The sequence below is a fragment of the Pseudomonas sp. R3-18-08 genome, assembly GCF_003852065.1.
Taxonomy (GTDB): domain Bacteria; phylum Pseudomonadota; class Gammaproteobacteria; order Pseudomonadales; family Pseudomonadaceae; genus Aquipseudomonas.
The window spans coordinates 4,411,009-4,431,593 of record NZ_CP027729.1 but is presented as its reverse complement, the minus strand read 5'-3'; the positions used below and the strand labels follow the sequence as shown (position 1 = coordinate 4,431,593).

Here is a 20,585-nt window from a genome sequence, read left to right as displayed (position 1 = left end):
GCTATATCGGAATCACTGGTCGGGCAAGGCGAACAATCCCATGAATAAACTGGAGCTGCTGCGCACGTTCGTGCGTGTCACCGAACTGTCGAGTTTCACCCAGGCTGGCGAGAGCCTTGGTCTGCCGCGCTCCACCGTGTCCGAGCAGGTGCGGGCCCTGGAGGAACTGCTCGGTGCGCGCCTGTTGCAACGCACCACGCGCAGGGTGCAGGCCACCCAGGACGGCCGGGTGTTGTATGAGCGCAGCAAGGATTTGCTGGCGCATATGGAGGAACTGGAAGGGCTGTTCCGACAGGACGAAACCCAATTGGCCGGCAGCATCCGGGTGGACATGCCCAACGCGATGGCGCGCACCTTGATCGTGCCCAACTTGCCCCCGTTCATGGAGCGGCATCCGCTGATCGACATGCAGATCAGCAGCTCGGACCGCCAGGTGGACCTGATCGCCGAAGGCTTCGACTGTGTCGTGCGCGTGGGCGCCCAGCCCGATCAAAGCGTGGTGGCGCGGCGGGTGTGCAGCCTGCCCATGGTCAACTGTGTGAGCGCGGCGTATGTGCAGCGCTACGGCAGGCCCGAAACCCTGGCTGACCTTGAGCACCATCAACTGGTGCATTACGTACGCCCGCTGGGCGCCCGCTCGGCGGGGTTCGAATACGTGCAAGGCGGCAAGGTGCAGCGGCTGCCGATGGCCGGGCGCGTGACCGTCAACAGCACCGATGCGTACCAGGCGGCGTGCCTGGGGGGCTTTGGCATCATTCAAGTGCCACGCCTTGGCATCTGCGAATTGTTGGGCAGCGGCGAGCTGGTAGCGGTGCTGCCGGATTACCCGGCGCCGGCGCTGGACGTGTCGTTGCTCTACGCCGGGCAACGGCATCTGCCACTGCGGGTGCGGGTGTTCATGGACTGGCTCGCCGTGACCTTGCAGGCCCAGCTTTAACGGCGGGCCGACAACTGTTGCGGTGCGAGGAACGCATCGTGGAAGTAATCGCGGAAGGCCTGCATCGCCGGGGTGAAATCCCGCTCGCGGTGCCAGGCCAGGCCGACATTCATGGGGGTGACCTTGTCAGTCACGCTTACCGTTTCGATGCGCTTGCCTTCCAGCGACCAGGGGCGGTGCACCAGGTCTGACAGAATCGCCACGCCGCTGCCATTGGCTACCATGCTGCGCACTGCTTCCACCGAGCTGGTGCGCAGGCGCACCCTGGGCGTTTGTCCGGCTTGTTCCCAATAGCGCATGGCGCTTTGTTCGGCCTCGTCGACGGTGAGAAAAATGTACGGTTCCCGCGCCACATCGGCGAGGCTCACCGCCGGCTGATTGCACAGTGGGTGGTGGCTGGGCAGCCACAGGCGGCGCTCGGAATTGAACAGGGTTTCGGAGACGATATCCGCGTGCGTCAGGTTGGCGGTCAACACCACGGCCATGTCGAACTGGCCGTTGAGCAGGCCGTGCTCGATGGCTTGACGTTCTTGTTCGAACACCTCGATGGTCACGTCCGGGTGCCAGTGTTCCATACGCTGCAAATGATGCGGCAGGAAATATCCAAGCACCGTGTAGCTGGCCGCCACGCGCAGCACACCGCTGGCGCGGTAGTCCGGCAATGGGCTGTTCAGCGCGTCGTCGACGCTGCGCACGATCACGTAGGCGCGGTTGAGAAAGTGCCGCCCGGCGTCGGTCAGGCTCATGCCCTGGGCCGAGCGCACGAACAACTGCGCGCCGAGCATGGCTTCGAGTTCCTTGATCGCGGTGGTCACCGCCGATTGCGAGATGTTCAGGTGAATCGCCGCCTGGGAGATCTGGCCGATCTCGGCGGTGGCGACGAAGTAGCGAACCTGGCGCAGGGTGAGGGACATGCGGTTCTCCACAGTGAAGGTGATCGTTCCCATGCTCTGCGTGGGAATGCCGCTTTGGGACGCTCCGCGTCCGCTCTGACAAAGCGACGCAGAGCGTCGCGGGATGCATTCCCACGCGGAGCGCGGGAATAATCGGATCTGGGCGTAGGAACGATGCGGTGGTATCTGATTTTCAGAAGATGACCTATCTGATAATAGATCTTCCCAAGGGGTCAAGCCGCAGCCTAATTTCGACGCCACGAACATTTGCGGAGCGACCTCGATGCAGGCAGTGGATTTCAACTCGGACATGGGCGAAGGCTTCGGTCCCTGGACCATCGGTGATGGCGTCGACAGCGAATTGATGGCCTACATCAGCTCGGCCAACATCGCCACCGGCTTTCACGCCGGCGACCCCGGGACCATGCGCCGCACCGTCGAACGCGCCAGGCAGTTGGGCGTTGGCATCGGCGCGCATCCGGGGTTTCGTGACCTGGTTGGTTTCGGTCGTCGGCACATCAATGCGGCGGCCCAGGAACTGGTGGACGACATCCTCTATCAGCTCGGCGCCTTGCGCGAAATTGCCCGCGCGCAGGGGGTGACGCTGCAACACATCAAGCCCCACGGTGCGCTGTACATGCACCTGGCGAAAGACGAAGAAACCGCACGGCTGCTGGTGGAAAACCTGCAGATTGTCGAGCCCACCTTGTTGCTGTACTGCATGCCCAATTCGGTGATCTGGCAGGTTGCTCGGGAACTGGGGCAACCGGTGGTGCGCGAATTTTACGCTGACCGTGAGTACGATCTCTCCGGCTCCATCGTATTTACCCGCAAGGTGCGCGCGCTCGATCCGGCAACCGTCGCGGCACGTGTCCTGCGTGCCTGTCAGACCGGGCTGGTGCGTACCGTCGAAGGGGAAGACTTGTTTATAGAGTTCGATTCCATCTGCCTGCACAGCGATACCCCCGGCGCGCTGAAACTGGTGGAAGCCACGCGCGAGGCACTGGACCAGGCGGGGATCGAGGTGCGTACACCGCGCTGAATGACACCGATGCACAGACACCGGGTTTGACTGATTTTTTGCCTGCCTTTCTACAATGATTCCAAGAGGAACAGACATGGCTGAATCTTCCCCGATCCGCTACAGCTTTGGCGGTGATGAGCACCTGTTTGCCGAGGTCAGCGAGAGCATGTCCCTGCAAGCCTTTTTCAAGGGCATGGCCGTGACCCGCGCGGTAGAGCGCTTGGCGCTGGAGGGTGTGCTGGACGTGTGTCTGGCAAATGCGTCGTTCCAGATCCGGTTCGATCCGGACCGCATCGCGCCCCAGGTGCTGCTCGACGCGGTACAAAGCGCCGAAGGCCTGGCCGTGGCCGAGCGCACCCTGCACACGCGGATCATCGAGATTCCGGTGCTGTACAACGACCCCTGGACTCATGAAACCCTGATGCGTTTTCGCGACCGTCACCAAGATCCGAGTGGCACCGACCTGGAGTACGCCGCACGGATCAACGGCCTGGCGGACGTGGACGCCTTTGTCGCGGCCCACAGTGGCGCGCCGTGGTTTGTGTCGATGGTCGGTTTTGTCGCCGGCCTGCCGTTCATGTTCCAGATGGTGGAGCGCGAGCGGCAACTGCAGGTACCCAAATACCTGCGCCCGCGCACCGACACGCCAAAACTGACCCTCGGCCACGGCGGCTGTTTCGGTTGCATTTATTCGGTACGCGGCGCCGGTGGTTACCAGATGTTCGGCGTGACCCCGGCGCCGATCTACGACCCGGCGCAGCAACTGGCGTACCTCAAGGAACACATGGTGTTCTTCCGTCCCGGCGATATCGTTCAGTTCAAGCCCATCGACCGTGAAGCCTATGACCTGGCGGTGGCCGAGGTGGATGCAGGACGTTTCGACCTGCGCATCCGCCCGGTGGAATTTTCCCTCGATGCATTTCTCGCCGACCCTATCGGTTATCCGAAAATCCTGCAGGAGGCGCTGGCATGATCAAGATCCTCAAACCCGGTCTTGCCACTTCGGTGCAGGACCTTGGCCGTGAAGGCTATTACCACTTGGGCATTCCTCCATCGGGCGCGCTGGACCAATACGCATTGAACGCGGCCAACCATCTGGTGGGCAACCTGATCGGCGCGGCGGGGCTGGAATGCACCTTGATCGGCCCGCAGTTGCAGTTCCAGCGCGATGGGCTGGTGGCGTTGTGTGGCGCGCTGATGTCGCCGCGCCTGGATGGCGAAGTGGTGCACCAGGACACCGCATTCCAGGTGCGCGCCGGGCAAGTGCTGCGGTTCGAATTCCCCAAGGCCGGCGCACGCACTTACCTGGCAGTGGCTGGTGGCATCAATGTGCCGCTGGTGCTTGGCAGTCGCTCCACTTACACCCTCGGTGCGCTGGGCGGGTTTCATGGGCGGCGCCTGGTGGAAGGCGATGAACTGCCGGTCGGCGAAGCCAGCGGCAAGGGCCGGGCGGGCAACAGCCTGCCGATGGCCTTGCGCCAATCGGTCGGCGGCGATGTGACCTTGCGCGTGGTGCCGGGGCTGTATTACGAGCGGCTGACGGCAGCGGCCAAAAGCAGCTTCTTCGCTGAACCCTGGACCGTGGGCTCGGAGGCAGACCGCATCGGCTATCGCTTCAAAGGCGGCAGCGCCTTGAGCTTCCAGCCACGGGAACAGCCGTTTGGCGCGGGTTCCGACCCTTCGAACATCGTCGACAGTTGCTACCCCATCGGCTCAATCCAGGTGCCCGCCGGGCTGGAGCCGATCGTGTTGCATCGCGATGCGGTGTCGGGCGGCGGCTATGCAATGATCGGCACGGTGATCAGCGCCGACCTGGACCTGATCGGGCAGATGCAGCCGAACCAGCGGGCGGGCTTTGTCGCGGTCACCCTGGAGCAAGCCCTGGAGGCGCGGCGGATTTACAAGAAGCGGCTCAAGGCGATGGCTGGACTCTTCAGCCTCTGACACACAGCAACACCAATGTGGGAGCTGGCTCCCACATTACCGTGCTGTGTCAGAACAATTGGGTGAACAGCCAGTACAAGCTGCCCGACAACACAATCGCCGCCGGCAACGTCAGCACCCAGGCCATCAGCAAGTTGCGGATGGTGCGCATCTGCAAGCCGCCGCCGTTAGCTACCATGGTTCCCGCCACACCCGATGACAATACGTGGGTGGTCGACACCGGCAGACCGAACATGTCGGCCGCGCCGATGGTCAGCATCGCCACGGTTTCGGCCGAGGCGCCTTGGGCGTAGGTCAGATGGGTCTTGCCGATCTTTTCGCCCACCGTCACCACAATGCGCTTCCAGCCGACCATGGTGCCAAGCCCCAGGGCAATGGCCACCGCGATCTTGACCCACAGGGGGATGAAGCGCGTGGCGCTGTCGATCTGTTGCTTGAACAGCTGCAGCTTGTCTTGGGTGTCGGCGTCGAAACCGCCGACCTTGCCCTTGTCCATCAAGCGAATGGTTTCGCTGGTCAGGTACATGTCGTTACGCACGTTGCCCACCGCTTCAGCCGGTACCGCGGCCAGGGAGCCATAGCCTTTGACCTCGGCACCGATATGGCCGGTGATTGCGGCGAGGGCGGGCACCAATTCCGGGGTGGCTTCCTTGGTGCGCACATAGGTCGACAAGGTTGCGCGGGAGTCGGCGGGTGCCGGCTGCGGCACCGCCTTCACCAATGCGGCCTGGGTTACCTCGGCGACCGCCGCGAATTGCAGCGACTGGTCGGCGGGCATGGTGCGGTTCAGCGCGTAGGCCATCGGCAGGGTGCCCACCAGGATCAGCATGATCAGGCCCATGCCTTTTTGCCCATCGTTGGAGCCGTGGGCGAACGAGACACCGGTGCAGGTGACGATCAGCATGCCGCGAATCCACCATGGCGGCGGCGTATCGCCTTGGGGTGCTTTATACAGCGAGCGGTTTTTCACGAAGGCGCGCAGGGCCAGCAACAGCAAGGCGGCAAATGCGAAGCCGATCAGCGGCGACAACAGCAAGGCGTAGCCGATTTTGGTGGCCTGGCTCCAGTCGACACCGCTGGTGCCGTCGCGGCCATGCATCAAGGCATTCGCCACACCCACGCCAATGATCGAACCGATCAGGGTGTGGGACGACGACGCCGGTAAACCCAGCCACCAGGTGCCGAGGTTCCACAGGATCGCGGCGATCAGCAGGGCGAAGATCATGGCGAAGCCGGCCGATGAACCCACCTGCAGGATCAGCTCGACGGGCAGCAGGGCGATGATGCCGAACGCCACCGCACCGCTGGAAAGCAGCACGCCGAGAAAGTTGAAAAAGCCCGACCACACCACCGCAAAATGCGGCGGCAGCGAGTTGGTGTAGATCACCGTCGCCACCGCGTTGGCGGTGTCGTGGAAGCCGTTGACGAATTCGAAGCCCAGGGCGATCAACAGCGCCACGCCGAGCAGCAGGAACGGCGTCCAGGTGGTAACCACCGTGCCCAGTTCGTGCATGTCATGCATAAGGCTATAGGCGGTGAACAACAGGCCCATGGCGAGTACGGCGAAGAACATGATCACCGTCACCAGGCCGGGCTTGGTGTCCAGGCGGGGGGTGGAGGCGGTGGGTGAGGCGTGGGGCGAGGCAGTCAGGGAAGGGGTGGCCATGCCGGAGCATCCAGTGTGATGAGGATGTCGCCCATGATCATTGCAGAATGTTACAGAGATGCTGCGGCAGGTCAGTGTTTAAGGAATATGCGGGTGCCGCTGGTCTATTAGGCACCGCCAAAACCGCGCACGGGGACGCAGAGCGTCACGGGCTGAATTCCCACGCGGGAGCGTGGGAACGATCGTCATTCAGTAATCCTTGCGCTTCCTGAATGCCCAGCGCCCGGCAATCAAGGTGAAGGTCGCCACCAACGCTACCAGGATCCAGAAGCCCTCCGGGTCGGTGGACAGCGGTACCCCGCCCACATTCATGCCAAAAAAACCGGCGATGATATTGATCGGCAGCGCCAGCACCGTCACCACCGTGAGGGTGAACAGGGTGCGGTTGCTCTGTTCGTTGAGGTTGGCGGCGATCTCTTCCTGCAACAATTTGATGCGCTCGCCCAGGGCCGTCAGGTCGTTGATGATCAGCGCGAACTCTTCGGTGGATTTGCGCAACTCCTTCACGTCTTCCTTTTGCAGCCATTGCGGCGGCCGGTTGAGCAGGCGCAACAGCGAGCCCGGTTCCAGCGCCAATAGGCGTTGCAAACGCACCAGCACGCGGCGCGCGGCACCGAGTTCGGCGCGGTTGGTGGACAGGCGCGAGGACAGCAACTGGTCTTCGATCTGGTCGACGCTGAGGCTGGTCTTGCGCACGATTTGCGTCAGCACTTCGCCCTGGTCGCGCAGCAGGTGCACCAGCAATTCCAGCGGCGAGCGGAAGCGCTCGCCGGCCTTCACCGACGAGCGCAATTTATCCACCGAATGCAGCGGTTGCAGGCGCGCACTGATCAGCAGGCGACTGCGCGCGCACACCCACAACGTGGAAATATCCGACGACACCATGCTGCTGAAGTTGAATACCACGTCGTTGACCACCGCCAACAGGGCGGAATCGACGTGCTCGATGCGCGTGGAGCGCGAGCCTTCGTGCAATGCTTCGAAAAACTCTTCGGGCAATTCCAGGTGGGCCTGCATCCAGCGCTCACAGGCGGCGTGGGCCAGGTTCAGGTGCAGCCAGAGAAATGCTTGCGGATCGCCGGGTTGTTGCAGGTACGCAAGCGCGGTGGCCGAGTCAATCTGCTCGCCCTTTTCGCCGGGCAGAAAGCGGAAACCGTAAAGCAGGCCAAACAGATCGGGATCCTGATGGGCGTGATCGATGCTGTGGTTCATGGAGGCTCGCAGACAAAGCGCCTGTAGGACGTTTCACAGGTTCGCATGCGCGAATCATTGCAAGGTGCGATGACGGTTATGTGACGGTTTGGCGAGCGCCCATAAAAAAACGCGCCACCTGCAGGTGGCGCGTTTTTTGAGTTTTAACTCAGGTGTCTTGCTTGTCTTCCAGTACGGCGCCTGTTTTGGCGTCGAGCTTCACGTCCCACTTCTTGCCGGTGGTGTCGGTCAGGTCCACTTCGTAGACCAGCTTGCCGGCTTCGTGATCCAGTTCGGTGTCGTTGATGGTGGCGCCGGCATGCTTGGCGACGGCGGCATCGTTGAGTTTTTCAAACGCCATCACGTCACCGGATTTGAGCAGGCCTGGAATCTGGTCCGGACGAACATCAGCCTGTGCCAAACCGGCAGTCAGAGTCAGGGCAGTGGCGGCGAACAGAGTGGTCAAGGTTTTCATGGTGTGTGTCCTTCTGGTTGAACTGTTTAAGTGGCGCCAGATTAACCGGCGCAACTTAACTCATGCTTAATGGCTGACTGCCACAAACGCCTCAGTACTTATGGTCGCTCAGCAGGTCCTGCACGCTGGACGACGGCCAGCGCTTGTAAAACTTCAGCAGTTCGGCAGCGCGGTTGGTAAAGATGCCATCGACGCCGGCCTTCATCACCTTGTCGAAATCCACCGGTTCATCCACGGTGTACACATGCACCAGCAGGCCCTTGTCGTGGGTCAGCTGGTTCATTTCAGGCTTGACCAGGTCGGTGTAGCTTTGGTCGCCGTGGTCGGTCAGCTCCGCCGAAGGGCCAGTGCCGATGGCGCCGAGGCTCTTGGCCTGGTCGACCCATTTTTCGAACTCGGCCGCGTCTTTCGGTTCCTGCTTGGCGTAATAGGCAGCTTTGGTCGGCTCGCCGGATTCGGCGAAGGGCACTTTGGACTTCGGTTCGATGCTGCCTTCACCGACCCACAACAGCAGGATCTTCGGCGTGCTGGGCATTTCTCTCTGCAGTTCTTTCAGGCTGGCCACCTCGAAGGTTTGCAGCACCACGCGGCCCTTGCCTTGGCCGACACCGGTGTTGCTCTTGCCCAGCTTGGAGCCGGCGGAACTCAACCAGCCCTTGTCCAGCAGCTTGTTTTTCAGGTCGGCCTCGATGCCCGGAAATTGCTTGGGCTCCTTGGTCTCGATGTACAAGCCGGGTTTGTGTTGCGGATTGCCTTCGGCGATCTTGATGATGTCATCCAGGCTCTGGATTTTCAGGCCGACGAAACCAGGGCGTGCGCGGTCCGGGTAGGCGGCGTTGAACCAGCTGCCTGCGTCGAGGGTTTGCAGCTCTTTCCAGGTGAATTCGTTGGCCGGCGCGTCTTTGCGCTCGGGGAACTTGGTTGCCACGTCGGTGGTGCGTTGCAGGTTGTTGTCGTGCAGGGCGAACAATACGCCGTCCTTGCTGCGCTGCAGGTCCAGCTCCAGATAGTCGGCGCCCAGGTCGCGCGCGACCTTGTAAGCGGCGGCGGTGGACTCGGGAGCGTCATAGGAGGCGCCACGGTGGGCGATCACGGCAGGGTAGGGAATGCCTTCGTTTGTCGCCAATTCAGCCGGGCTGATGGGGTCGGCAGCCTGTGCAGGGCCAAGGCCGAGCATCAGCGCCAGCAGCAAGGCACTCCCTAGCGTGGCGGGTACCGGGCCGTTGGTTAACGTGACAGGCATATGCGAAGTCCTTTCGTGAAGGTAACTTTGAGAAGGTGTCCTTTTTAACAATTGATTGCGAAAGGCGCTATCACCAAACCGACATTAACGTGCGCGCGGGCCAATTTTGTCGGTTTTTTTGTGATGCATTGCAGTACCCTTGGCCGAAGCTGCCCCGTTAGAGGACGGTATTTTCTGCCACGCGTGTAAACCATCTTTCCAGTCCCAGTAGGACTTTTCAGTGAGGTTTACCATGCGCATCACTTCCGAACTTATCTGCCAGGCCGCCGACCAACTCCACGGTTTTGTCGGTCTGAACCGCAAGACGGGCCAGTACATCGTACGTTTCAGCGAAGATGCCTTCGGCATGGACGTGGCCGATGACGGCATCATCCCCACAGCCGAGTTCGTCTGGGAACCGGCTGCCGACCACAGCATGATCCTGTCCCGCGCGCGCATTCAGTTGCTGCTCGCACAAAACATTGACGATCGCATCAACATCAGCGAACCGCTGCGGGTGTATATGCGCCGGGTTGAGATCCCGCAGATCAGTGCGGTGCGTAGTTTGGTCAGTTAAGCGCAGGCCATTTGCAGCGTAGGTATCTACACAACTTTGGCGTGGTCCTGAACCTGTGAGGCTCGGGGCCGATGCATTTCTAACTGACGCCCCGCGACCAAAATGTGGGAGGGGGCTTGCTCCCGATGGCGGCCTCAGGGCCGACCAGGATGTTGGATCAGAGCGAGTACATATCCGTTGCTGCGGTAACGGCGGCTTAGGGTTCCGCCCTGACGGCGGGTCACTTTGGAAAAGAGCCCCAAAGTAACCAAAGGGCTCTTGCCCCACCACTCGGCACCTCGCCTAGGCTCGGTGTGCCCGTAATCCGACAGTGATTTGGGGGGCCGCCGCCACGCGCCATCCATGGCGCGGGGCGGCTAAACCGGCATCCCTGCCGGTTTACCCCCCAAATCACTATCGGATTACGGCCAGCGTGGTTTAACGGGGCGCTTAAGATCAAGAGCCAGATCAAGAGCGACTCGCTTCGCATCGTGGTTACCGTGGGCCGCTGCTACAAACTTGTGTAGATACCTATGCATTTTGCAGACGCACAATCATTCAGTGTGGAAGCTATAAGCCCGCTCCACCTTGCACACGCGGGTATGAAACGCTGTGTACCAGAGGGAGCGCCCTTGCTCGCGCACCTGCTGATGTTCGGCCTGCTGTTTCCAGGCCAGGATCGCCGCTTCGCTGCTCCAATAAGACACGGTGATCCCCAGGCCTTCTTCCCGCGCCGATTCCACGCCCAGAAATCCCGGCTGTTCATGCGCCAGTTCCAGCATGCGCGCGGCGGCCTGACTGTAGCCCTGGTCGCCAGCGGTGCGCAGTGAGCTAAAGATTACCGCGTAGTAGGGCGCCGCCGGTGTCTTGGCGATCATGCCGAGGCCTCCTGGCACGCCGTGAGCAGGGCAATCGCCAGCGGCGGCGTGATGCCTTTGAGGGCGGCGCGTTCGGGTTGGAACAGGGTGGCGACGAAAAAGGGGTGGTTCAGCAGCTCCACCGCTCGAAGGTCGTTTGCAGCGTCGTGACCGCTGGCAATCATTGCTCCTTCAAGCAGTGCATGAGCGAACGCGGGGTTGATGCTGTAGCGGCACCGATAACCTTCGTGGATGTCCAGGCTGCCATAGGCTTGCGCGATACGGGTGTAGGGCTCCAGGCGCACGGTGTCGTCGGCCTCCACCAACGCACAACTCAACGGCGTGATGACGGCACGTTTAGCGCCCGGTACCAACTCGCCGTGTTCGGCATCCGCCCAGCCCAGCACGTTGCGGGCATATTCCAGCATCGCATGTTGAAAACCACCGCAAGTGCCGAGGAAAGGTCGCCGCTGTTCGCGGGCGAACCGGATGGCTCGCAGTGCGCCTTCGGTGTCGCGGTACGGGCTGGCGGGCACGCACCAGAAACCGTCGAACCCGTGCAGCGAGGCCGTGGCGGTGATGGTGTCGGTGTCGAGCCATTGCACCTTGACGCTCAGCTTCAAGACTTGGGCTGCTTGTTGCAGCGCCACGGGAATGGCCTGGTGCGCAATCACGTCAGGGTTGTAATCGCCGATCAGAGCGAGGTGCAGCGGGGCGTCTTTCATCGTGTGATCCCATGGCTTGTGGTGTCCTCAGCGGCACTATAGATTGGCGCTCACGCAATCAATATTGGCATTTGCCCACATGCTCAATGCAGCCGTGCACTATCAAGTCGACTATAACGACCTGTCGCTGGTCCTCGCCCTGGTTCGCGGCGGCACCCTGGCGCGGGCCGCCGGGCTGCTGCGGGTGGATGTGTCCACCGTGTTCCGGGCGGTGCGGCGCCTGGAAGCTGCCCTTGGCCAGACGTTGTTTGAAAAAAACCGTGCTGGTTATCTGCCCACCGAGTTGGCCACCCACTTGGCGCAACAGGCCGAGCGCGCAGAACTTGCCCTGGAGGCCGCGCGCATCGGTGTGGAGCAGGGCGGGGAAGTGATCAGCGGCACGGTGCGCCTGACCTGCACCGACGCTGTGCTGCAAGGTCTGCTGCTGCCGGCCCTGGCCGGGTTCATGGCGAATTATCCGGCGTTGATCCTGGAGTTGAGCACCTCCAATGATTTCGCCAACCTCAGCCGCCGCGATGCCGATATCGCGCTGCGCCTGACCAGCAAGCCGCCGGAGCATCTTGTCGGACGTTGCCTGGGGACGGTGACGTATCAGGTGTGCGCCAGCGCCGACTATGCGCGTCGGCATGCAGGCCAGGAGCTGGCTGACCTGGCCTGGATCACGCCGGACGACTTTTTGCCCGAGCACCCCACGGTGGCCTGGCGCCGTGAGCATCTGCCGGGCGTGCGTCCCGGTTATCGTTGCAACAGCATGCAGTCGGTGACCGAGTTGGTGCGCGCCGGGCTGGGGGTGGCGGCGCTGCCGGATTTTCTGATAGGCGATGGCTTGCAACCACTGGGCCCCGCACTGGCAGGGCATGACACTGCACTATGGCTGTTGACGCGCCCTGATTGCCGGGCGTTGCGTTCAGTGGTGACCCTGTTTGATGAGCTGGGGCGACATGTAAGCGGGTTGCGCAATTAGGTTTTGCGCACAAATTGCTCATGTATTTCGCACGTCAGGGTTTCGATCCGTTCGGTCAGCTGTTTAGTCATTTCCGTCAGCCGCGTGTTCTGTTCCAGTAGCTCCAGCAACTGTTTGGTGGTTTGTGCGGCCTGGGCCTGGCGGGCGGTGTTGGCGGTGGCCAGGGCTTCGCGGTGTTGTGCGTCGGCGTCGGACTGGGCTTTGTCGCGCGCAGCCTGGCGCGTCTGGGCCAGCAGGATCAACGGCGCGGCGTAAGCGGATTGCAGGCTGAAGGCCAGGTTGAGCAGGATGAATGGGTATACATCGAAGTGGGTGATGCCGGTCGCGTTCAGCACCACCCACAGCACCACAATGGCGGTTTGCGCGCCGAGGAAGGTCGGTGTGCCAAAGAACCGCGCAAAGGCTTCGGCCTTGAGGGCAAAGGTATCGTTGCCGAAGGTTGGCGCCAGGTGGGCGTGATGTCGGTGGAAGCGCAAGGGGTCGACAGGGGTTGGGTCAGGTTTATCGGTCATGGCGGGACTCGAGTCGGTGGCGTGAGGCATCACGCACTATAGACCCAGCCCTCGGCCCGCACATGAAGAAGCCGTCAGCGGTTGCCCCGCTCGTTGGCAAACGCGCTCACCGCCTGTACCGCCTCGCTGGTGCCTTCCCGAATCTGCAGGATTACCGTACCGGCCTGGTTGGCCAGTTCCACGCCCTGGGCCGCACGGTCGCGGGTGGCGTCCATGCTGTCGATGGCCTGGCGGGTTTCGTCCTGGATCATGGCGATCATGCCGGAAATTTCCGCCGTGGAGCCGCTGGTACGCGCCGCCAATTGGCGTACTTCATCGGCCACCACCGCAAAGCCACGGCCTTGCTCGCCCGCGCGGGCCGCTTCGATGGCGGCGTTGAGGGCCAGCAGGTTGGTCTGGTCGGCGATGCCGCGAATGGTGTTGACGATGGTGGTGATCTGTTGCGAGCGCTCGCCCAGCTTGGCGATCAGTTGCGAAGAGGCGTCGATATCGACGGCAATGTCGCGCATGCCGGTGGCGGTTTTCTGAATCACCTCGGCGCCTTTTTCGGCCATGTCCTGGGTGTTCAGCGACAGGTGATAAGCCTGCGCAGCGCTTTGCGCGTCGGCCGCATGCTGTTGCACACGGGCCGTAACGTCCGAAGCGAACTTCACCACTTTGCACAGGCGCCCGCTGGCGTCGTACACCGGGTTGTAGTTGGCCTCCAGCCACAGCGTATTGCCGTGCTTGTCCACCCGCTCGAACTGGCCGCTGAACAGTTCACCCTGGTTCAGGCGCTTCCAGAACTCGCTATAAGCTGGACTGCTGGCCAGCGCCGGGGTGCAGAACAGGCGGTGATGCTTGCCCTGGATCTGCGCCAGGCTGTAACCCATGCGCTGCAGGAAGTTGGCATTGGCGGTGATGATGGTGCCATCGAGGTTGAATTCGATCATCGCCATGGCGCGGTCGATGGCTTGCAGCTTGGCATTCGCTTCACTTTCGGCTTGCAGGCGGGGGGTGACGTCCATGGCGTACTTCACCACTTTGACCACGCGACCGGCTTCATCGCGTACCGGGTTGTAGCTGGCTTCCAGCCACACCGATGCGCCGTTGGCGCCTACCCGTTCAAAGGTGCCGGACTGGAATTGGCCGTTGCGCAGATGTGTCCACAGCTGGTTGTAGTCGGCGCTGCGCGCAAACGCCGGTGTGCAGAACATCCGGTGGGGCTGGCCCAGGATCTGTTCGGCGCGGTAGCCCAAGGTCTTGAAGAAATTGTCATTGGCGCGCAGCACCGTGCCCTGCACATCGAATTCGATAACCGCCATCGAGCGCTCGATGGCGTCCAGCAGGCTGGCCTGTTGCGCAGTAGTGTGTTGCAAGGCGGAGATGGTTTTTTTGTAAGCGTTGAATAGCATGATCGGAAGCTCGAGCAGGCATGCGTATGAGGGATCCATGTAAATGCGCCTGACCCCGTAGGGCACCTGGGCCTCACGGTTGACTTGCTCATTGCCAGCTCCTTGTGCTGACAGAGGGGGGTGGAACAACGGGTTCAGAGTGATCGGCCTGCCAGGAAGTTCGCCTTCGGGGCGGCACATTTCTAGCGAGGCGACCAATGGCGGCATTGTGCTACTGCGGCGGACTGACCTCATAGCCTGCAAGGAACAGATCAATCGCCGATTCGATCACATGAGCCTGGGACGTTGCGTCGAGGGTAGGCTGGCCAAGGGTGATCTGCGGCCAGAACGCAAAGGCTTTGAGCAGGCTTTGTATCTGGTGAGCCGCGAACGCCGGGTCTCTGCAACTGAGGCGGCCATCTTCCTGGGCGGCGCGAACCCACTGGGTAAAGCCTTCTTCGCGCTCGCTCAAGCGGTTGACCATGTCTTGGGCGCGTTCCGGCGAATGAATGGTGGCCGCGATGGCCACGCGTGCCAGGTCGAGGAAGTTGGCATCCGCCATCATCTTCATTTTCGCTTCCAGCAACCCACGCAGTTGATTGCGCAGTGGTTGGTCGCGGCTGTACGCCACATCCAGTTGCGCGGCGCTGCTGGCCCACAATTGGTGGAGTATTTCGGCGAACAGCTCTTCTTTACTGGGGAAGTGGTTGTAGACCGTGCGCTTGGAAACCCCGGCCGTGGCGGCGATCCTGTCCATGCTGGTGACCTCGAAGCCATTCTCGCGAAATTCGGCGATGGCCGCTGCCACGATGGCTTCGCGTTTACGGTCGGTGAGGCGTTGGGAGGCAGTCATGGAAGGCGTTCGGCTCAAAAATGAAATTACACTCGGCAGTTTACTTGCTTCGGGTTTTGTTGCAATGTAGAAACTACACTGTGCAGTGTAATTTATGAGCGGACGCAGGAGTCACTCTGTAATGGCTACGATTTCAACACGTGTTGGCCCGACATCCACTGCGCCCAGGCCTGCCGAGCGCGACCAGGGGCATTTCACCAACGACGCGCCGGTGCCCCACGGTGGCTTTGGCAAGACCTTGCGTATCTTTTGGAACATGTTGTTTAACAAGCCGCGCACCACAAGGCCTGTGGGCAACATCCCGGTACAACCCCTGACCCGCGAGCATTTGGTGGCAGCCCCTGATCACAGCGTGTTCCGCCTGGGCCATTCAACCGTGTTGTTGAAAATGCGCGGTAAATTCTGGATCACCGACCCCGTGTTCGCCGAACGCGCCTCACCGTTCAGTTGGGCCGGCCCCAAGCGCTTTCACCAACCCCCGATCAGCCTGGAGGAGTTGCCGCCGTTGGAAGCGGTGATCCTTTCCCACAATCACTACGACCACCTCGACCGCACGGCGGTCATCCAATTGGCCGCCAAGACGCGGTACTTTCTTGCGCCCTTAGGGGTGGGAGACACCCTGGTCAAATGGGGGGTGGACGCCGCCAAGGTGCGGCAACTGGATTGGTGGCAGGGCACCGAGGTCGATGGCATTCGTTTTGTTGCCACGCCGGCGCAGCATTTTTCCGGGCGTGGCCTGTTTGACGGCAATCAGACCCTGTGGTGTTCCTGGGTGATGATCGATGACGCGCGGCGGATCTTTTTCAGCGGCGACACGGGTTATTTCGACGGCTTCAAGCGGATCGGCGAGCAATACGGACCGTTTGACCTGACCCTGATGGAAACCGGCGCCTATAACGTCGACTGGCCTCATGTGCATATGCAGCCGGAGCAAACATTGCAGGCGCATATCGACCTCAGGGGCCGCTGGTTGCTACCGATTCATAACGGTACGTTCGACCTGGCGTTTCACGCCTGGCACGAGCCGTTCGACCGCATCATGGCGCTGGCCTGGGAGCGCAACGTGTCGATTACTACGCCGGCGATGGGGCAAGCGTTCCGGCTCAACCAGCCCGAACGAGGGCATGCGTGGTGGTTGGAGGTAGAGACTCAGGATGTGAAAGAACAGGCTGCGGGTTAGCTGAAGAGCCTGTAAAAAAGGTGTTTTTCAGGGTGTTTCGGCTCTGCGACAAACGTCAGAAGAGAGTGCGATGATCCGTCGGAAAGTTAATTTCGAGGGGCGTTGCAATGAACGAGGACTGCAAGAAACTCTGGCGATTGGGCATGCCGTGCCTCTCAGCATCGTCGCTCGCCGTATCAGGCGAGCATGCCGATCCTGGTTCTTCAACCGTCACCCAGACGCGAACCGATAACGCCAGCCCCGGTGCTATCGTTTTCGGTGCCGGACGCGCTGAGGGGACGGTACTCATACCCGGCTATAACGCCTTGCCTCCAATGATCAAGCCCACACGAGACCCCGCGTTATCACTGGTTGCCCTCAGTGGTGTCGACCCCACTGGGCCCGTGATGGTTGAAGTGCCCCTGGTGCAAAACAACAGCGCTTTTACTGCCTCCCCTGTGCTGGCGGGGTGGCGCATCGGCTATGCCATCCGCTACGTACGCGGTGGGCATGTTGAACCCACGGACCAGCGTGCAACCTTGCACCGTGCCTTCGTTATCCTTGGCCAAGCGGGTGTGCAATTAGTCGCAGTGGACGCGCAGCGTACGGACGACCCTCTCGAATCCGGTACGGCCATCGATGCGCTCGTGGCCAGCCATCGTTTGGATGCCCTGGTGTCAGACGCTCAGAGTGCGGCGTTTCATGCGGCGCGCAGAAGTGGATACCCCAGCGCCTGTCAGGCACTGGAGGATGGCACCCAACTCTGGTTTTACGGGGCCCGTTGGGCGGCTGATCGCGTGCAGGTCCTGCTGCAAACTTACCGCCAGCTACTATCACCTGTCGCGCCTACGACGGGTACGGAATGATCATACCGGGCAGCAGGATTCGCCTGGATAGCGGTGCCGGAACAGCCTCTTAGACTCGTGTTGGGTTATCGGCCGATAGCTCGCTTTCAGTCAATTAGGGGTATTTCCATGATCGGACCAGTTTCGGCAGGTGGGTGGGCGACAGGCCTGTTGCAAGCGCTTTCAAATCTGCCGCAGGGCTTCAAGGGCGCCTGTCAAATGGCTGTGGAGATGTCCAGCCGCGGCGGGGTCACCTCAGAATCGCTGGTGAAAGACACGTTCCGACAAATTGCCAATATTGATCATGGGCTACAGGGCGGTAACGCGTTCATAGAAACCAACCCGGATGCGCTCCAGCAAGCCAGGGCTCTGGACCTTGAACGTGAAAAAGGCCAGGTGCGCGGGTATTTGCACGGCGTTCCGATCGCGCTCAAGGATGTATTCGAAACCAAGGACCGTATGCAGACAAGTGCCGGTTCCAAGGCTCTGGTGGGCAAGGCCGCCACTCAAAATGCCAAGGTCGTGGACAACTTGCTGAAGGCCGGCGTGGTGGTTGTAGGTAAAACCAACATGAGCGAGCTGTCGAACTTCCGCTCTGAATTACCGGTGGATGGCTGGAGCTCCCGAGGCGGCCAGACGCTGAACCCGCATCGCCTGGGCGGGGCGGTAGCGGGTTCGAGCTCAGGTTCTGCCGTAGCGGTTGCCCAAGGGCATGTGCCGCTGGCGTTAGGGGTGGAAACCAACGGATCGATCACTACTCCCGCGGCCTACAACGGCGTTTTTGGCTTGAAAACCTCTGTGGGCTTGCTGAGCACCAAGGGTGTCATGACCAGTTCACGCATGGATACGATTGGCACGTTCACGCGCAATGTCTGCGATGCGGCAGAAGCGCTCAACGCCATGACCGAGACCACGCTTTACACCGAGGGACTGCGCTCCGATGCCTTGAAAGGCAAGCGAATTGGCTACACACCTGTGCCTGAATTGTCCGTAGAGGAGGCCAAAGACCCCGCGAAGCGGGCGGACCGTAAGCATTACGCGGATGCGCTTGAGGTGTTGAAGTCTCAAGGTGCGATCCTGGTGCCCGTGGGAACGCTGGAGGATGGCGTCGCTGAGCAAACCTACGCCGATTACAACGAAGCATTATTTTCAGACGTCAAGCACCAACTGGAAGAGTATCTCGCCGGGCGCGAGGGTTTGCCTGTCAAATCGCTTTCGGAGCTTATTGCTTTCAATAAGCGTCACCAGCAGCCCGGTGAGCCCGACCAGAAACTGTTGGAGCTGATCAATGGCCTGGTGAGCACTCAGGACCAGCGCGATAAGCTGTGGGCGGCCGTCATTCCGGTTTTCCAGAAAACCATCGATGATCCGATGAACAAGCACAGGCTCGATGCGATGGTGTCGAACTTCCTCTCAAACAACTATTTTTTCAGCGCTGCGGCAGGTTACCCGGGAATGTCCGTTCCGTCCGGGCTGGATGATGAGGGGATGCCAACGGCGCTTTACCTTTACGGGTCGGCTAACAACGATGCCACAGTGCTGTCGGCGGCCTATGTTTATGAGCAAGCCACACGGGCGATTAAACAGCCGGCATTCCGCCCTGGCGCCCCCTTTACGCCAGCACCCGTAATGGCAGATAAGGCGGTTGAGGAGCCTGCAGGCAACGTCTGAATGTGATTCAGCCTCTGCGTGAAAGCAGCATGAAAGCGGGTTAATCCATTGCGTTGCCGCTGATCAGGCTGGACTCTACGCACCATTCGGTTGGGGAGTGGGTGACTCATTTGATGCAGCGGGTGAGCCCAGCAACCGAGAGAGGAGGCCTGGCGCCGCCGGTTCGGCCGATATGCTGTCGAACCGGCGTTTACTCATCCCCCACCCCGGTGCGAACCCCGGGAAAAACACCAGCCCTTGCGCTTCCAGGCAAAATGCCAGGGCCAATCGAGTGTCATCATCCACGTCGCCGTGGCTTTCCAATTGTTGAATGGCTTGCACCGCCACGCCGGCCTCGCGGGCCAGCTCTTCGCGGCTCCAGCCCAACATGATGCGCGCCTGGGCGCAGTGTTTGGCGGTGAATTGATGAAGGACGATCTGCTGTTCTACGTAAGAGCTCATTGCCAGAGAGGACATGGGATTTCTCCAGGTTCGACAGGGGAGGCACAACTATACTGTGTTTTTATACAGTTGTTTGTACCGCTCATCAACTCAGGGCAATGGGTGGTGTTTTTCAGTGTGCGTTTACTCCATCCCCGGCGCCTCCCGGATGATCAGATGATCCAGGTTTTCAATATTCGCGCTGAATACCCCGAACGTCTGTTCGGGGTTCTTCTGGCTCGGTACCTGCTTGAGCTGCGGCGTCACGCCATAGAAAAAGCAATACAACGGTCGTTCGCTGCCCGCCGCAGCCTTGATCTGCGCCAGGAATGCCGTGCGCTTGCGGTAGCTATCGAGCAGTTTCTTGCTCAGGTAGACGTTGACGGAGTAGGGCTTCTTGTCGAGCCATACCTTCTTTTCGAAATCGATGCGAACACTGTTGGTGTAGTCCTTGATGGCTTTGATCTTGCCCCAATAGATCAGGCCCTGGTTGTCTTGCAGGTATTCGATTTTCTTGAAAAACGTCCAGTACGTCGCCGTGTGCTCGCCGATTTTCAACGGCATTGATTTGAGCTTGTCCTTGTCGTCGATATTCGACACGTAGCATTCCACCGGGTGGGCGAATACGCTGGTTTTATCCGGGGTGGTGTCGTTGTTGGCGTGGGATGTGGAGACGCGATCTGCGGGGGTTTTCACCGGGTCTTGCAGGGCGACGTTCTCGGCGCCTGTCAGGGGGCTCCTACGTGTGTATTGACGTGGTGTGAGCACAAACTCCGACGGGAAATTTTCCTCGCGCTCGTCATCGCTTTCACCGGTTGCGCTCTTATGGGTGCTGGCGTAACGGCAACCGTCGATATGCCGGGTGCTGGTCTTGTTCTTGAAATGCGGCGTGCGCTGGTAGGTGACGTTTTTTGCGTTGAAGGTGCTCAGTGTATTGCCCGTATCAAACGCCGCACGGCACACATCGTTGGGGCAGAGAAAGCGCTCCTTCTCGGAATCGAAGTCGGCGGTTTCGTCGAAATTCAGGTCTCGTACGTCATAGATTGACAGTTTGTCATCGAGACTCAGGCTGTAGGCCGTGTCGAATTTCATCGGGCTCGGGTCCGTGGGAGGTTTGGCTATTAATAGCGAGAACCTGCGCAAATATCAGCAAGAACTTGCATCCCGTCGCCCACTCAGGAAGCACAGTGTTCCCCCCGGCTGCGGTCAATGCCGCCAAGGCATAAAACATGCTGGCCGGCGCGGCGTTGATCAGCAGGTACACGCAAATCAACGGACCGATGACAATCAAATGTGGG

The 20,585-nt window shown here is 60.8% G+C and carries 21 protein-coding genes and 1 pseudogene; 9 read left to right on the top strand and 13 right to left on the bottom strand.

Going from position 1 to position 20,585, the window contains the following annotated elements; all coding sequences use genetic code 11:
• Positions 1–40: 40 nt before the first annotated feature.
• Positions 41–937, top strand: a complete 897-nt coding sequence (locus C4J92_RS20295) for a LysR family transcriptional regulator (protein WP_124405067.1) — start codon at positions 41–43, stop codon at positions 935–937.
• Here C4J92_RS20295 and C4J92_RS20290 read toward each other — a convergent pair.
• Positions 934–1,851: a LysR family transcriptional regulator gene (locus tag C4J92_RS20290; RefSeq protein ID WP_124405066.1), complete on the bottom strand. Its 918-nt coding sequence runs from the start codon at positions 1,849–1,851 to the stop codon at positions 934–936. The genes C4J92_RS20295 and C4J92_RS20290 overlap by 4 nt on opposite strands.
• Before the next feature lie 262 nt (positions 1,852–2,113).
• Between C4J92_RS20290 and C4J92_RS20285 the strand changes: the two genes are divergently transcribed.
• The 3 genes from C4J92_RS20285 (at position 2,114) to C4J92_RS20275 (ending at position 4,798) form a co-directional block, all read left to right on the top strand.
• Positions 2,114–2,872: a 5-oxoprolinase subunit PxpA gene (locus C4J92_RS20285; RefSeq protein ID WP_124405065.1), complete on the top strand. Its 759-nt coding sequence runs from the start codon at positions 2,114–2,116 to the stop codon at positions 2,870–2,872.
• 76 nt (positions 2,873–2,948) lie between these two features.
• Complete coding sequence (locus C4J92_RS20280) at positions 2,949–3,827, top strand: allophanate hydrolase subunit 1 (protein ID WP_124405064.1); 879 nt, start codon at positions 2,949–2,951, stop codon at positions 3,825–3,827.
• Complete coding sequence (locus C4J92_RS20275) at positions 3,824–4,798, top strand: biotin-dependent carboxyltransferase family protein (RefSeq protein ID WP_124405063.1); 975 nt, start codon at positions 3,824–3,826, stop codon at positions 4,796–4,798. The genes C4J92_RS20280 and C4J92_RS20275 overlap by 4 nt, the downstream gene beginning before the upstream one ends.
• 49 nt (positions 4,799–4,847) lie before the next feature.
• Here the strand turns inward: C4J92_RS20275 and C4J92_RS20270 are convergent, their stop codons facing one another.
• The 4 genes from C4J92_RS20270 to C4J92_RS20255 form a co-directional block, all read right to left on the bottom strand.
• The gene (locus C4J92_RS20270) at positions 4,848–6,464 is read right to left on the bottom strand and encodes an inorganic phosphate transporter (RefSeq protein WP_124368081.1); all 1,617 of its coding nucleotides are present in this window, start codon (positions 6,462–6,464) and stop codon (positions 4,848–4,850) included.
• Positions 6,465–6,653: 189 nt separating this feature from the next.
• On the bottom strand, positions 6,654–7,676 hold the full coding sequence (locus tag C4J92_RS20265) for a transporter (protein ID WP_124364081.1): 1,023 nt from the start codon (positions 7,674–7,676) through the stop codon (positions 6,654–6,656).
• A gap of 148 nt (positions 7,677–7,824) precedes the next feature.
• Positions 7,825–8,130 (bottom strand): PepSY domain-containing protein, encoded by a 306-nt coding sequence (locus C4J92_RS20260; RefSeq protein WP_124405062.1) that lies wholly within the window; start codon positions 8,128–8,130, stop codon positions 7,825–7,827.
• A 91-nt stretch (positions 8,131–8,221) separates the two neighbouring features.
• The gene (locus C4J92_RS20255; protein ID WP_124405061.1) at positions 8,222–9,373 is read right to left on the bottom strand and encodes a glycerophosphodiester phosphodiesterase family protein; all 1,152 of its coding nucleotides are present in this window, start codon (positions 9,371–9,373) and stop codon (positions 8,222–8,224) included.
• 232 nt (positions 9,374–9,605) lie between these two features.
• Here C4J92_RS20255 and C4J92_RS20250 point away from each other — a divergent pair, with 232 nt between their 5' ends.
• On the top strand, positions 9,606–9,929 hold the full coding sequence (locus C4J92_RS20250; protein ID WP_124364078.1) for a DUF2025 family protein: 324 nt from the start codon (positions 9,606–9,608) through the stop codon (positions 9,927–9,929).
• Positions 9,930–10,462: 533 nt separating this feature from the next.
• On the opposite strand, the gene C4J92_RS20240 is transcribed toward C4J92_RS20250, so the two are convergent.
• Positions 10,463–10,786 (bottom strand): antibiotic biosynthesis monooxygenase, encoded by a 324-nt coding sequence (locus tag C4J92_RS20240; protein WP_124405060.1) that lies wholly within the window; start codon positions 10,784–10,786, stop codon positions 10,463–10,465.
• The gene (locus C4J92_RS20235) at positions 10,783–11,490 is read right to left on the bottom strand and encodes a CTP synthase (RefSeq protein ID WP_124405059.1); all 708 of its coding nucleotides are present in this window, start codon (positions 11,488–11,490) and stop codon (positions 10,783–10,785) included. Before C4J92_RS20235 ends, C4J92_RS20240 begins: the two co-directional genes overlap by 4 nt.
• A 79-nt stretch (positions 11,491–11,569) precedes the next feature.
• On the opposite strand from C4J92_RS20235, the gene C4J92_RS20230 reads away from it, so the two are divergent.
• Positions 11,570–12,454 (top strand): LysR family transcriptional regulator, encoded by an 885-nt coding sequence (locus tag C4J92_RS20230; protein ID WP_124405058.1) that lies wholly within the window; start codon positions 11,570–11,572, stop codon positions 12,452–12,454.
• Here C4J92_RS20230 and C4J92_RS20225 read toward each other — a convergent pair.
• The 3 genes from C4J92_RS20225 to C4J92_RS20215 all read right to left on the bottom strand — a co-directional run bounded on the left by C4J92_RS20225 (position 12,451) and on the right by C4J92_RS20215 (position 15,192).
• Positions 12,451–12,966, bottom strand: a complete 516-nt coding sequence (locus C4J92_RS20225) for a DUF1003 domain-containing protein (RefSeq protein ID WP_124371623.1) — start codon at positions 12,964–12,966, stop codon at positions 12,451–12,453. The two genes, C4J92_RS20230 and C4J92_RS20225, sit on opposite strands and share 4 nt — an antisense overlap.
• A gap of 74 nt (positions 12,967–13,040) precedes the next feature.
• Positions 13,041–14,360 (bottom strand): PAS domain-containing methyl-accepting chemotaxis protein, encoded by a 1,320-nt coding sequence (locus C4J92_RS20220; protein WP_124405838.1) that lies wholly within the window; start codon positions 14,358–14,360, stop codon positions 13,041–13,043.
• Between the two features lie 211 nt (positions 14,361–14,571).
• Positions 14,572–15,192 carry a TetR/AcrR family transcriptional regulator gene (locus C4J92_RS20215; protein ID WP_124405057.1) on the bottom strand — a complete coding sequence of 207 codons (621 nt, stop codon included), beginning with the start codon at positions 15,190–15,192 and terminating at the stop codon, positions 14,572–14,574.
• Positions 15,193–15,313: 121 nt separating this feature from the next.
• On the opposite strand from C4J92_RS20215, the gene C4J92_RS20210 reads away from it, so the two are divergent.
• From C4J92_RS20210 to C4J92_RS20200, 3 genes are all read left to right on the top strand, one after another.
• On the top strand, positions 15,314–16,372 hold the full coding sequence (locus C4J92_RS20210) for an MBL fold metallo-hydrolase (RefSeq protein ID WP_124368072.1): 1,059 nt from the start codon (positions 15,314–15,316) through the stop codon (positions 16,370–16,372).
• 107 nt (positions 16,373–16,479) lie between these two features.
• Positions 16,480–17,217, top strand: a complete 738-nt coding sequence (locus tag C4J92_RS20205; RefSeq protein WP_177413189.1) for a hypothetical protein — start codon at positions 16,480–16,482, stop codon at positions 17,215–17,217.
• Between the two features lie 198 nt (positions 17,218–17,415).
• Positions 17,416–18,867, top strand: coding sequence for an amidase family protein (locus C4J92_RS20200; protein ID WP_124405836.1), 1,452 nt, complete (start codon positions 17,416–17,418; stop codon positions 18,865–18,867).
• A 75-nt stretch (positions 18,868–18,942) separates the two neighbouring features.
• On the opposite strand, the gene C4J92_RS20195 is transcribed toward C4J92_RS20200, so the two are convergent.
• The 3 genes and pseudogenes from C4J92_RS20195 to C4J92_RS27360 form a co-directional block, all read right to left on the bottom strand.
• Complete coding sequence (locus C4J92_RS20195; protein ID WP_124405056.1) at positions 18,943–19,323, bottom strand: helix-turn-helix transcriptional regulator; 381 nt, start codon at positions 19,321–19,323, stop codon at positions 18,943–18,945.
• Between the two features lie 108 nt (positions 19,324–19,431).
• On the bottom strand, positions 19,432–20,379 hold the full coding sequence (locus C4J92_RS20190) for a hypothetical protein (protein WP_124405055.1): 948 nt from the start codon (positions 20,377–20,379) through the stop codon (positions 19,432–19,434).
• A 54-nt stretch (positions 20,380–20,433) separates the two neighbouring features.
• Positions 20,434–20,569 (bottom strand): annotated as a pseudogene (locus C4J92_RS27360) (MFS transporter); the annotation flags it as partial.
• Between the last annotated feature and the right edge of the window lie 16 nt (positions 20,570–20,585).

Bases quoted from the DNA above. Each gene is read 5' to 3' on its own strand.
- C4J92_RS20295 (WP_124405067.1), top strand. From the start codon at position 41: ATGAATAAACTGGAGCTGCTGCGCACGTTCGTGCGTGTCACCGAACTG.
- C4J92_RS20290 (WP_124405066.1), bottom strand. From the start codon at position 1,851: ATGTCCCTCACCCTGCGCCAGGTTCGCTACTTCGTCGCCACCGCCGAG.
- C4J92_RS20285 (WP_124405065.1), top strand. From the start codon at position 2,114: ATGCAGGCAGTGGATTTCAACTCGGACATGGGCGAAGGCTTCGGTCCC.
- C4J92_RS20280 (WP_124405064.1), top strand. From the start codon at position 2,949: ATGGCTGAATCTTCCCCGATCCGCTACAGCTTTGGCGGTGATGAGCAC.
- C4J92_RS20275 (WP_124405063.1), top strand. From the start codon at position 3,824: ATGATCAAGATCCTCAAACCCGGTCTTGCCACTTCGGTGCAGGACCTT.
- C4J92_RS20270 (WP_124368081.1), bottom strand. From the start codon at position 6,464: ATGGCCACCCCTTCCCTGACTGCCTCGCCCCACGCCTCACCCACCGCC.
- C4J92_RS20265 (WP_124364081.1), bottom strand. From the start codon at position 7,676: ATGAACCACAGCATCGATCACGCCCATCAGGATCCCGATCTGTTTGGC.
- C4J92_RS20260 (WP_124405062.1), bottom strand. From the start codon at position 8,130: ATGAAAACCTTGACCACTCTGTTCGCCGCCACTGCCCTGACTCTGACT.
- C4J92_RS20255 (WP_124405061.1), bottom strand. From the start codon at position 9,373: ATGCCTGTCACGTTAACCAACGGCCCGGTACCCGCCACGCTAGGGAGT.
- C4J92_RS20250 (WP_124364078.1), top strand. From the start codon at position 9,606: ATGCGCATCACTTCCGAACTTATCTGCCAGGCCGCCGACCAACTCCAC.
- C4J92_RS20240 (WP_124405060.1), bottom strand. From the start codon at position 10,786: ATGATCGCCAAGACACCGGCGGCGCCCTACTACGCGGTAATCTTTAGC.
- C4J92_RS20235 (WP_124405059.1), bottom strand. From the start codon at position 11,490: ATGAAAGACGCCCCGCTGCACCTCGCTCTGATCGGCGATTACAACCCT.
- C4J92_RS20230 (WP_124405058.1), top strand. From the start codon at position 11,570: ATGCTCAATGCAGCCGTGCACTATCAAGTCGACTATAACGACCTGTCG.
- C4J92_RS20225 (WP_124371623.1), bottom strand. From the start codon at position 12,966: ATGACCGATAAACCTGACCCAACCCCTGTCGACCCCTTGCGCTTCCAC.
- C4J92_RS20220 (WP_124405838.1), bottom strand. From the start codon at position 14,360: ATGCTATTCAACGCTTACAAAAAAACCATCTCCGCCTTGCAACACACT.
- C4J92_RS20215 (WP_124405057.1), bottom strand. From the start codon at position 15,192: ATGACTGCCTCCCAACGCCTCACCGACCGTAAACGCGAAGCCATCGTG.
- C4J92_RS20210 (WP_124368072.1), top strand. From the start codon at position 15,314: ATGGCTACGATTTCAACACGTGTTGGCCCGACATCCACTGCGCCCAGG.
- C4J92_RS20205 (WP_177413189.1), top strand. From the start codon at position 16,480: ATGAACGAGGACTGCAAGAAACTCTGGCGATTGGGCATGCCGTGCCTC.
- C4J92_RS20200 (WP_124405836.1), top strand. From the start codon at position 17,416: ATGGCTGTGGAGATGTCCAGCCGCGGCGGGGTCACCTCAGAATCGCTG.
- C4J92_RS20195 (WP_124405056.1), bottom strand. From the start codon at position 19,323: ATGTCCTCTCTGGCAATGAGCTCTTACGTAGAACAGCAGATCGTCCTT.
- C4J92_RS20190 (WP_124405055.1), bottom strand. From the start codon at position 20,379: ATGAAATTCGACACGGCCTACAGCCTGAGTCTCGATGACAAACTGTCA.